This is a genomic window from Parabacteroides sp. AF17-3, from assembly GCF_003635445.1.
In the GTDB taxonomy this organism is placed as follows: domain Bacteria; phylum Bacteroidota; class Bacteroidia; order Bacteroidales; family Tannerellaceae; genus Parabacteroides; species Parabacteroides goldsteinii.
On sequence record NZ_QTMM01000009.1, the window covers coordinates 14,066 to 25,721 of the forward strand.

7 protein-coding genes are annotated in these 11,656 nt (G+C 47.3%); 5 read left to right on the forward strand and 2 right to left on the reverse strand.

The genetic code is table 11. From position 1 onward, the window contains the following. Positions 1-526: 526 nt before the first annotated feature. On the reverse strand, positions 527-4,486 hold the full coding sequence (locus DWW91_RS13195) for a hybrid sensor histidine kinase/response regulator transcription factor (RefSeq protein WP_122327993.1): 3,960 nt from the start codon (positions 4,484-4,486) through the stop codon (positions 527-529). A gap of 225 nt (positions 4,487-4,711) precedes the next feature. Here DWW91_RS13195 and DWW91_RS13200 point away from each other — a divergent pair, with 225 nt between their 5' ends. After that, entirely contained in the window at positions 4,712-5,947 is a 1,236-nt protein-coding gene (locus tag DWW91_RS13200) for an MFS transporter (RefSeq protein WP_007655681.1), read from the forward strand. 75 nt (positions 5,948-6,022) lie between these two features. On the opposite strand, the gene DWW91_RS13205 is transcribed toward DWW91_RS13200, so the two are convergent. After that, positions 6,023-7,978 (reverse strand): hypothetical protein, encoded by a 1,956-nt coding sequence (locus DWW91_RS13205; RefSeq protein ID WP_122327994.1) that lies wholly within the window; start codon positions 7,976-7,978, stop codon positions 6,023-6,025. Between the two features lie 298 nt (positions 7,979-8,276). Between DWW91_RS13205 and DWW91_RS13210 the strand changes: the two genes are divergently transcribed. From DWW91_RS13210 to DWW91_RS13220, 4 genes are all read left to right on the forward strand, one after another. Then, positions 8,277-8,828, forward strand: a complete 552-nt coding sequence (locus tag DWW91_RS13210) for a hypothetical protein (RefSeq protein ID WP_046145599.1) — start codon at positions 8,277-8,279, stop codon at positions 8,826-8,828. A gap of 72 nt (positions 8,829-8,900) precedes the next feature. Further along, positions 8,901-9,032: a hypothetical protein gene (locus DWW91_RS28315; RefSeq protein ID WP_255420033.1), complete on the forward strand. Its 132-nt coding sequence runs from the start codon at positions 8,901-8,903 to the stop codon at positions 9,030-9,032. A gap of 30 nt (positions 9,033-9,062) precedes the next feature. Further along, the gene (locus DWW91_RS13215; protein ID WP_122327995.1) at positions 9,063-9,887 is read left to right on the forward strand and encodes a DUF6261 family protein; all 825 of its coding nucleotides are present in this window, start codon (positions 9,063-9,065) and stop codon (positions 9,885-9,887) included. Between the two features lie 165 nt (positions 9,888-10,052). Beyond that, on the forward strand, positions 10,053-11,003 hold the full coding sequence (locus DWW91_RS13220; protein ID WP_122327996.1) for an Rpn family recombination-promoting nuclease/putative transposase: 951 nt from the start codon (positions 10,053-10,055) through the stop codon (positions 11,001-11,003). Positions 11,004-11,656 lie beyond the last annotated feature (653 nt).

The following is an 11,656-nucleotide window of genomic DNA, read 5'->3' on the forward strand; positions in this document are numbered from 1 at the left end:
CACCGCCACATTTTCAGAAAGTAAGGTTTCAAAAAGCGTTGTCCATGCCGCGGGCTCTCTTTTGCCGTCTGCTTCAGCTCAATGTCATTAAGTTAAGAATATAAACTTTCATGAATCAGAGTCACTTGGTCATTACAGGTTCATTTGCCGTCTGCTTCAGCTGACGGTTTAAAAGCTGTTCTCTCTTTTGGCTTCAGCCACATTTCTCTTATAAATCAATAGCTATAATCAGTAAGAAATGGGACTAAAGTCCAATGAATATATATCAATTAACTATCCGTCAGCTGAAGCAGACGGCAAACAAACCTGTAACTAAGCCCATCATTACTATTGCTTTCTTGCTTAACTTAATGACATTGAGCTGAAGCAGACGGCAAAAGAGAGCCTGCGGCATGGCAGCTTTTTGATGCCTCGTTTCTGAAAATGTGGCGGTGTCCTTTTTGTCCTTTTCTGTCCTGTTTGCTTAATAGGTATTGATTATCAATGAACTCATTTTCTTTTATCGTGCAACAGGGTGTATGTATTTTTACCTGTTTTCTTTTGCATATTTTGACGGACTAACTCCAAACTGTTTGATAAATGCAGACCAGAAATAAGATTGCGAACTGAATCCTACTGCATCCGATATCTCATATATCTTCATATTTCCCTGTAGCAATAGTTCGGCTGCTTTCTTTAAACGGCTGATTTTGATCAGTTCATTGGGAGTAAGATCTGATATGGCACGGATTTTACGGTACAGTGTCGGGCGGCTCAGGTGCATCAGGTCGGCGATCATGTTTACATCCAGGTCCTGATTACCAATATGTTCGTTGATAATCTCGTTCAATTTTTCAAGGAAACCTTCGTCTGCTTTGGTGTAAGCCATCGATTTCATGTTGGCGATCGGTGAGTTGAAATAGAACTTACGGATATTGTCCCGGTTTGATAGCAGATTTGAAATTTGTGCCATCAGCAAGCTGGTGGAAAACGGTTTGTCTATATAAGCATCTGCTCCGAGTTCCAACCCTTCCAGGCGTGACTGCATGGTATTTTTTGCTGTTAATAAAATGATCGGGATATGGCTGAATTCAATATCCGCTTTTACGTGTTGGAGGAGGGCGAAGCCATCCATTACTGGCATCATGACATCGCTTATAATAAGTTGTACACTTTGTTTTTTCAACCAGTCCAATGCCTCGGAGCCATTACCGGCCACCAATACATTATAGTTCTCATTGACCTCGTCTGCGATGAAAGCACTCATTTCCTTATTGTCTTCAACGATCAGGACGGTCGGACGCCCCTCTTCGCAGGTATAAGTTATTTTAGGAAGGGATGTCTGTGGCTGAGATTCCTCGTCTGTTGTTTTTACTGCTCCGGTTTGTTTTACCGGCAGGGTGATACGGAACATTGTTTGGTTGTTCTGGAAGTCCACCAATTCAAGTATTCCATGATGCATTTCGGCTAGCGAGCGAGCTAATGGTAATCCCAGACCGGTCCCTGGCTTGTCTTCATTCCCTTTGATACGGTAGAAAGGTTCGAATATTTTATCCCTCATATCGATAGGAACGGGAACCCCGTCGTTGATAAAGTCGATCATGAATGTTTCGTAATCGGAAGATAGATGCAAGCGCACCACGATGCTCTTGGCTGCATACTTAACGGCATTCGAAAACAGGTTGCTCATTATCTTGGTGAGAGCTTCGCGGTCAACAAAAACATATAGCTCCTGTACAGACAGATCCAGATTTAACAGGAGATTATTCTCCGTGGCTATATCCTGAAAGCGTTTGGCGGTCTCGGAAAGGAGCGAAACGACTTCCGTGCGGACAAAGTTCAGACGATAACCTTCGATCTCTGTTTTCCGGAAATCCAGCAACTGGTTGACGAGTGATAACAGGCGGGATACATTTTTATCCATCAGTATCAGTGAGTTATTCTCTTTTTCTCCGATCTTGTCCGATTTCAGCAGGCGCTCCAGCGGATTCTTGATCAGCGTGAGTGGCGTGCGGATCTCATGTGCGATGTTGATAAAGAAGTCTATCTTTGCCTGGTAAAGTTCTTTCTCTTTCTTGCTTTCAAATATCTGCATGTTGTATGCCATATTCCTTCTTTCTTTCTTTTGCCAGGAAAAGATCAGGTAAATAATCATTACAAGGAAGAAGAAAGCATAAATTACATAGGCTGTAGTGGATGTCCACCAGGGAGGGAGTACCGTGATATGCAGTCGGGTAATATCATCCCCCCAGCTATTGGCAAGATTGGCTGCTTTTACTTCAAATGTATAGCTGCCCGGATGCAGATCGGTGAAGTAAACGATGTTACGTTCTCCGAGTGAAATCCAATCCCTGTCGAGGTTAACCATCCGGTAAGCGTATTGCACCGAACCGGGAGCAATGAAGTTGAGAGCTGAGAAATTGATATTGAAAGACGATTCTTTATGATTCAGTGTAATGCTTTTGACTTCCGATACGGCTGAACTGTTGATAACTTTTCTTCCGTCTGCTCCGTTCTGTATATCCAGGGAACTGATATGTACGTCCATCTTTTCGTCTGCCGGACGTACATCCGTCGGTCTGAAGTGTATAAATCCTTTCACTGTACCAAAATAAAGGGTACCGTCTTCATCTTTGAAAGCTGAGTTATAATTGAACTGCCGGGTAACGAGGCCGTGTGCTTCCGTGTAGGTCGTGATTTCTTCGGTCTGTGTGTTAAGGCGAACCAATCCGTTTGCGGTACTGATCCAGATATGATTATTATCATCGGGGAGAATACGGAAAGCAACGTTACTCGGCATACCGTTTTTCACCGTATAATGTAATGATTCGCCGGTTTGAAAGTCATATTTGATCACTCCTTCCACCGTGGCAAACCACATATTGCCGGATTTGTCTTCACAGGCATCGTTTACTGAATTGTGGCGCTGGGTGTTCAGTTTATCATATTGGAGATACATACCGCTATTGCTGATCGTATTGAAATAATAGCTCCGGTTGAACATGCCGAGCCATATCTTTCCGACCCGGTCCTCATACAGGCAGTTGACGGCGAATGGCGGGAATTGGGTAGCATAGACAAAGCGATCGTTCAGGTAATCGTAACGGAAAATGCCGTCTTCCGTTCCGACCAGTACTTCTCCCTCACGCAGGACCTTGATACATTTGACGGTACTGTTCTTTACCGTTTGTGCATCTTTCAGCAGGTCGTAGTGTTTGATTACTTTCCGGGTCCGTATATCCATCAGGTCGATGCCGTGTATCACATGGCCTATCCACAGGTTATCCCCGGAGGCCGCCAATCCCCGGATATTAGTGTGTGAAAGACTTTTCATGCCGGGGACAGGCTGGTAGTTGGTGAAAGTCCCGGTTTTCTTTTCCAGGCAATTGATGCCGGCGTCTTCTGTCCCTACCCAGATATTCCCGTAGATGTCTGTACAAATGTCGCGTATTACTTCTCCTTTCAGCGAATGTGTTTCGTTCCAGGGATAATATACATTGAAAGGACGGAAGGGAGAGTAGTAGTTCACTCCGTTCTGGTGGAAGCATATCCAGACTCCGTCTTCGCGGTCTTTAAACAAGGCTGAGACAAAATGGCTGGATAGTGCATAGGGGTCTAACGGGTCCTGCCTGATACGTTTGCAGGTTCCGAGGTCCAGGTCATAGATGAACAGGCCCGAGTCGGTTCCGATCCAGAGTTCTTTCTGGTTTTTTTCGAGGAAACAGTTGATCAGGATAGTCAATTGATTTTTTTCCTGGATATTCAGGTCCTGATAGGTTTTTGAAAGAACATTGAATATTTTCACGTCATCATGCTCAAATGCCACATAGATGTTGGCAGAAGAAGGAGAGGGGGATAGCATGGATAACTTCCGGGAGGTAGTGGCAGGTGAATGGGCAAACAGGTTGTGCGATTCCAGACTGCCGTCTTCCGGGTTCAACAGAGAGATAAAGCCTTCCGAATCACCCAGCCAAAGGGAATTGTCTGCCATGATACAAAAGGAGGTATAGGTCTGTCCGTTATTACCGGCAAAGATATGAAACTGTCCGTCGGATACATTATATTGTATCAGTGTTCCGTCCATGAGCAACCACAGCTGATTGTTTTTATCAAACCGGAATAGGTCGATCCCTTTGTTTTTTGTGAAAGGAACATGCAGAAATGATTCTTTGGCCTCATTGTACTGGTATAGCCCGGAAAGGGTACCCACCCATAAATTCCCGTCACGGTCGCAGTCCAGATGTGTGATCCAGTTGTTGCCGAGCGATTCCGGGACGTCCGGGTCATTCCGGAATACTTTAAATGTATAGCCGTCAAAGCGGTTCAGTCCGTCACGCGTCCCGATCCATATATAGCCGCTTTTATCCTGCACGCAACAGGTCACCATATTATCGCTTAACCCGTTTTCCACCTGGTAATGGCGGAAGAGATAGTTGCTTTCTTCTGCAAAAAGCCAGCAGGAACAAGACAGGAAAAGTATAGATAAGATCAACTTCAGATAGCTCATATATAAGTTTGTTGTTTGACACTGCAAGATATGCAAAATTGTATTACCAGTTTTCATTTATTGTATCACGGATTTCAAAAATCGTATCATACCGGGTGAGAACAGCACAGAATGAGATGATTAGAGGAATTAATGCAACCGGAACAAACAGACTTTTCTTTTGATAGGGAGTACTTTTGAGCAACGATTGGAAAACACAACAAGAAACCTTTTTATATTACTATCATGAGTACACTACATTTTAATACAGGAATAGGAACAAAGATTCAACTTTGTCTGATGATGTTTTTGCAGTACATGCTGAGTGCTGTCTGGTGGGTGCCGCTGGCAGCTTATTTGTCTCACACGCTCAAGCTGGAAGTGTATCAGGTTTCTTTAGTATTAAGTGCAATGGCTATCGGTGCAATGGCCTCTTCGTTTATCGGAGCAATTGCCGACCGCTATTTTGCCGCAGAGAAGATTTTGGCAGTTTTGAATATTTTAACGGGAGTTTTCCTGCTGCTGGCTGCTCAGCAGCAGGATTTTCCTCCTCTCATGTTCTTTGTTGTAATGGCGATGCTTTGTCACATGCCGACACAGAGTCTGACAAGTACGATTGCGATGAGCCACGCTCCTTCCGAGCAGTTCCCGCGTATACGTATGTTCGGTTCGGTCGGATGGGTAGCTTCGGGGATTTTCAGTCTGGTAGCTATTCATCTGTTGGGGATGGAAGCGTTTGATGATACGAACCTGCCGATGTATTGCGGAGCGGGTGTCTGTTTCATTGCTGCTTTTGCCAACCTGACACTTCCGCATACTCCTCCGTCGGTGGCAAAGAGTACAAAGATATCGGTGATGGATATTACAGGATTCTCCGCTTTTTCTTTGATGAAAGATAAGAATTACCGTGTGTTTATGATTCTTACATTCTTGTCGATCATCCCGTTTACGCTTTACCATGTATACGGTTCCATGATTCTGGCGGACGAACAGGTACGAAATATCACAGTGACGATGAACTTCGGGCAATTGGCAGAGATGTTTTTCCTGATAATTACCACGACTATTCTGGTAAAATCGGGTATTAAGAATACATTGATATTTGGTATGGCTGCTATGCTGGTTCGTTACGGGGCCTTTTTCTTTGGGGCGGAAACAGGGCAGCAATGGTTCTATTATATCGGTATCATTGTGCACGGTTTGATTTTCGGATTATTCTATGTCGGCGGACAGGTCTATACCGATAATGTGGCACCGAAAGAGATGAAGGCACAGGCGCAGGGATTACTTTTCTTCCTGGTATGGGGAATCGGTTTCCTGATAGGAACTTTGTGGAACGGATGGTTGATCGGTCAGTTCCGTGACGGCGACAAATGTGACTGGCCGGTATTGTTCCTGATCTCTTCGGCTTGCACGGCGGTATTGCTGTTTTTATTCATATTCCTGTTTAAGCCGGTAAGCCTTAAAACTGTCGATAAATAATACGCATTTAATTCTCAAGACTATATATATTTCACGCCAAACAAGAAAAAGGGGATGACAAAGGTCATCCCTTTTTTAGTTTACTTGCAGGTATTCATCCAGTGAATCTTCCTTTTGTAATCCGAGTTTTTTTCGTATCCGGCTCCGTGCCGTGTTGACACTGGCGCGCGAAATACCTAAGGCCAAAGCTATTTCATCCGTATTTTGTTTCAGGTAAATGAGCATGCAAAATAACTCGTCCGATTTGGTCAATTCCGGACAGCGGCTCCGCAGTCCGGGCAGATAGCGCGGATAAAGGGCGGCGAACGATTGGCGGAAACGCTTTTCGTCCTCGCCGCTCAACAAGGTCGGGTCGAGTTGCCGGCGCACATTGTCGATGATTTCGTTGTGCGATAACTGCTCCAGTTCATGGCTTAACGTTTCATTACGCCGGTTCAGTTCCTGCTGTGAAGTCAGTAACTCGTTCAGTTGGCGGCGGTGTTCTTCCTGTTCTTTGAGATGGCGACGACGGCGACGGATCAGGTAAACGACTCCGGCAGCCAGTAAACAGCCCGACAACCCCAGGATAATCCGGGTATAGACGAGCGATTGCTCTTTCAGTGCCACCTCGGCAGTCAACGCACGGTTTTCCTGTTCCTTTCGTTCCGTTTCATAACGGATATTGGCGGCGATGGCATACCGCTGCTTTTCTTTTTTCTGTAAAGAATCATGTATGGCGGTATAGACCGGGTAAATCTCGCCTATCCGGCTGTACATCTTATGTTCCGCATATCTTTTTAGCAAGATATTCCCGCACCAGTCGATCATTTCTGGGAAATCCTGTTCCAGATAATAGTCCATAGTCTCTTCCATCAGCGGAAAACCTTCCTGCAACTGTCCCGTTTTGACCAGAGCGTTCCCTAAAGAAAAACGGAAAGTCGGGTAGTGATAGCTCATGACGTCGTTTTGCGAAACGGCGCATAATTCCCGGAAACCTTTCACTACCAGTGCCACCGAGTCCGGGTAAAATTCGTCGTAGAAGCTGTAAAGCAAGTTCTTTGCCGCTGCGATCTCCGCCTGGTGCTGATGCGCTTCACCCAGCCTGAGCGCCTTTAGAATATAAAACTGTGCCGAATCTTTCTGTTCGGGTTTCCAGAACATGCCTGCTTTCATGCGGTAGAGGTCGCTCAGCACCACGCTGTCGAGCGCAAGGGAGTAGGCGATGGCCTGCGAAATGTTTTCCAGTGCCTTATCCTGTTGCTCCATCGTGTCGTACAGGTTAGCCAGGTCGGTAAAGTTATAGACGAACCCATCGTTTAGTTGGTCGGGGTGGGCCAGGCACCAGTCGCGGGCCTCCTGCAAATAACCGATGGCCTGTTCATACAGGCCCCTGCGACGGTAATAATTGCCTAATGTACTTAAAAGATCGGCCGGGTCATCGGCTTCTCCGCCGGCATGGTAAGCGTCGACGGCCCGTTTCTGGAAAAGAATCTCCCTCTCCGGTTGTTCGCTGTAACGATAGCAGGCGTTGGCAACCAGGTGGCAGGCATAGATTTCCTGTGCCGGGTCGGGCGAGAGAGGAAGGGCGGCAAAGCGTTCGATCAGCTTGCGCGTCCCTTCCGGGTCGTTGCCGTAATTGTGGAAGGCGGTGCAGACGGCCAGCAGGTCGTAATGGGCAGGCCCGTCGAAATAAGGATGGCCAGCCTCCAGCAAACTATCTGTCAGCTGGCAGTTTTCGGCTGCTTGTTTGTTTTGGGTACTACTTTTCAGGTAGAAGTTGAGCAGGCGGCGTGTCTCCTTCAATACCGAGTCGCCGTTGCCCGACGGGTGTTGCGGAAAAGCCCGGAGCAGCTGCCTGCTGCATGTGATAACCGAATCGCAGTTTTTCTGCCGGAGTAGTTTTTCGCTTCGGTCATTATATTCCCTAAGCGTCGTTTCCGTATCCGCAGCCAGCCGTGTTTCGAGCGGTTGTAAAGGATCGACGGGATGCTGTCGGCAACCGGCCAGCAGAAAAAGAAGAAAAAAAATGGAGGAAAACAGATAATTGCTCATATCTCGGTTGATATTTAAGGTTGGGGACAAAAATAGTGTATTTATCCGGTTTTACCCCTTGTTTTTGTAGGAAATCTATTAAACCGTCTATTGGTTATCCGAGGTGGTTCATGAGCCAGTATATACCTTTACAGCGTCCGAAGACAAGGCCGTGAGCTATTTGTTCAGTAACGTGTGATGAACAGAAATGTGAAAAAAAACGTTGTTGTTCAGTCGTTGTTCAGCAAATTGTTCAGACTGTGAGAGTGAGCGGACGCAAAGTATTGTTTTACTTTGGGTGCAAATAAAAAGAGCTGATATGAAGAAGAAAAGAACACAGGCATTCCTGATCCCGATCCTTTTATCGCTACCCTTGTTGCAAATGGTAGCGGTGATGATCGTGGGCGAGGTATATCTCCGCTGGACGGTGGTAATCCTCTCGGTTCTTTTTTATCTTCTGCTGGCAACAAATTGCATTTTCTGGTATCATTTGAACCGGAAGATCGATGTGTATCACCAATGCGTTAACCGTAAATTGGAATCTCTTTCTATAGCCGCTTCGCCTACGCCCGACACAGAGCCTGAAGACGGTGCAATGCCCGACAAAGCAGAAATAGGAAACGACCGGCTGTGTGAAACTTTCCGGGCTAATCATCCGGAGTTCCTGGCGCGCCTGCATGCCCATTGTCCGGCATTGACCCGGTCGGACGAATTTCTATGTATGCTTATTAAAATGAAAATAAACAATAAAGAGGCGATGAAACGACTATCTATTTCGCAAGGCAGCCTTCACACTACCCGCTACCGGCTTAAGCTCAAACTGGCTGTTCCTCGGGAAGAGGAGCTCAACGAATGGATACAGCGGCTGTAGGTCGGCGGAGTTATCGCTGCGACTGTCGCGGAGTCTCCGCCGGTAGGAAAAAGGAATACAACGACCGTAGCGATGCCTCCGCCAACCGGCAAAACGGTTGCTGAGGTCGTAGCGATACCTCCGTTGGCGGGCGGAACGGCCCCGACAACCGTAGCGACGGTTTCTCCGGCCGACGGAGCTTTTAAAACAGAAAAAACGAAATAATTTCTAGTATCAATATTAAAACAGACGATTATGCCATTAGCAAAACAAATCGGCACGATTAACAAAACGAAGTTGAGCAACGCGGCCCACAAGAACATGAATACGGAGATATACGACCGTATCCTGGCCGTTACGATTGCCGCGCTGCATCTCGAGTCGCTGGCTCCCGGTTACAAGGAATGTATCGACCGTGAAGGCGAATGCGTCAACCGCATCACCAAAAGCGCGACAACTGACCAGTTGGTAACCAAAGACGGTGAACGCGACAAGACGATCCAGTTCATATTCTCTATGAACGGCTCCTACCTGGTCTGCCCCGATCCTGCCTTCCAGTCGGCAGCCCGTACGGTCGACGCCGTGCTCCGTGCCTACGACAAGCTGTACAGCAAGGCCTATGCCGAAGAAACCGCCCTGATCGACGGACTGCTGGCCGACCTGGCTAAACCTGAAGTGGCAACGGCGCTGCAGACCCTTCATCTCGAAACGTATGTCACCCAGTTGAAAACCCAGAACGGCGAGTACAAGACGCTCGACGCTGCCCGCACCGACGAATACACCGCCCGCGTGAAGACCGACACCTCGAAGGCCCGCAAGGCGACCGACGAGACGCTCGACCTGGTCGTCCAGCGCGTCAACGCCTATGCCGTATTGGAACCGACCGACGTGATCAACGGCTTTATTGACACGGTGAACCAGATCTTCCGCAAATACAAAGACTTGATCGCTGCTAAAGGTGGCCCTTCTACACCGACCCAGCCCGACGATAAACCCTATCCGACCCCTGACCCGGTGCCTGACCCGACCCCCGATCCCGATCCGTCTCCCGGTGGAGGCGATCGTCCGGAGATCGAATAATACAGCGGTAGCCGGTGCAATATCTTAACAGCCTTTGCACTGGCCACCCGGAGAGTTCTTTGACATGATGGAAGATGATGGAGGAAAATAATGAGGAAAAAGAGGTGGCCGGTTTCATTTTCTTGTATATCTTTGTGAACTACATAATACATAAAACACTTAATTATGAAAAATTTAGATCCGAAAGTCATGGCAGAGAATGAAAGAAAAGAGTTACAGGACCGGTATATCCGCTTCGATTGGGCCATCAAACGTTTGTTGCGTCAGAAGGCCAACTTCGATGTGCTCAACGGTTTCCTGACCGTTATGCTGCGTGAAGAAGTTCGTATCCTCGAAATTCTCGAAAGCGAAAGCAACCAGGAAAGTGCCGACGACAAATTCAACCGTGTCGATATCAAAGCCCTGAACAGCAAAGGTGAGATTATCATCGTCGAAATTCAGAATACGCGCGAAGTGCATTACCTCGAACGCATCCTTTACGGCGTAGCCAAAGCCATCACCGAGCATATCTCGCTGGGCGAAGGCTATCAGAAAGTAAAGAAGGTCTACTCGATCAGTATCCTCTATTTCGATCTGGGCGTGGGGACGGACTATTTCTACCATGGGCAGAATCATTTCACAGGTGTGCATACCGGCGATCGTTTGCGAATCAACATGCGCGACCGGGATGCCGTCATAACCCGCCTGCCTGCCGAGATTTTCCCCGAGTACATCCTGATCCGTGTAAACGAGTTCGACAAAGTGGCCACAACCCCTCTGGACGAATGGATCGCCTACCTGAAAGACGGCACGATCCGTCCCGACACGACTGCTCCCGGTCTTCGTGAAGCCCGCGAGAAACTGAAGTATTACTCCATGTCCTTGCAGGAGCGTCAAGCGTACGACGAACATCTGAATGTGATCATGATCCAGAACGACGTGCTCGACACCGCCAAATGGGAGGGCCGTATCGAAGGCCTGGCCGAAGGCAAAGCAGAGGGCCTGGCTGAAGGGGAGGCCAAAGGAAAAGCCAAAGCTCTGCGTCAGACAGCAATTAATATGAAACGTATGGGTATCGCGACTACCGGCATTGCAGAATGTACAGGTTTGTCGGTCGAAGAAATAGAGTCGTTATAGAAAGTTTTGAACCTACTTTTGGCTTGATCCAAAAGTAGTCAAAAGATCAAGGCTTAACCGGCTTCACTGCTACGGAGAAAGACTCCGCTGTCGCATCTGAACTCGCTACGCTCAAACAGCAGATGCTCCTGTCGCTCCGTCTTTCCCCTTCGCGGACGTTCACCCGCTTAGGCCTTTCCCAGGAAGCTCTGCTTCCTCTTAGGATGGCCGACACCGATACCTGTATTTTATAACAGGTGCTTTCTGCTTTAACAGGCAGTATCGGCAATCACAAAAGAACGCTTAGCGTTCTATGAAAGGCCTCATCTGGTGAGCGTAAAGCGAAGCATCCGTAGAGAGCGCCCGGAGGCTGTGCTGTTTGAGCGAAGCGAGTTCACAGACGACAGCGAACGAAGGATGCTGAGTAGCGAGACAGATGCAGCCTTGAACTTTTGGTTACTTTTCTTTCAAGAGAAAAGTAACATTCAAATCTGCCAAAAACCGAATCCTTGCAATCTTCATTGCAACATTGCCTTATTATTAATAATTCTCCCATCATCTTCCATCTTTTATATATAACATTAATCATTTAAATAGACATATTTACTTATGAACAACTTTTTATAGGTAAAAAGTAACCACCGTGCAGCGAGCCAGAGGGGCGCTGCACGGAT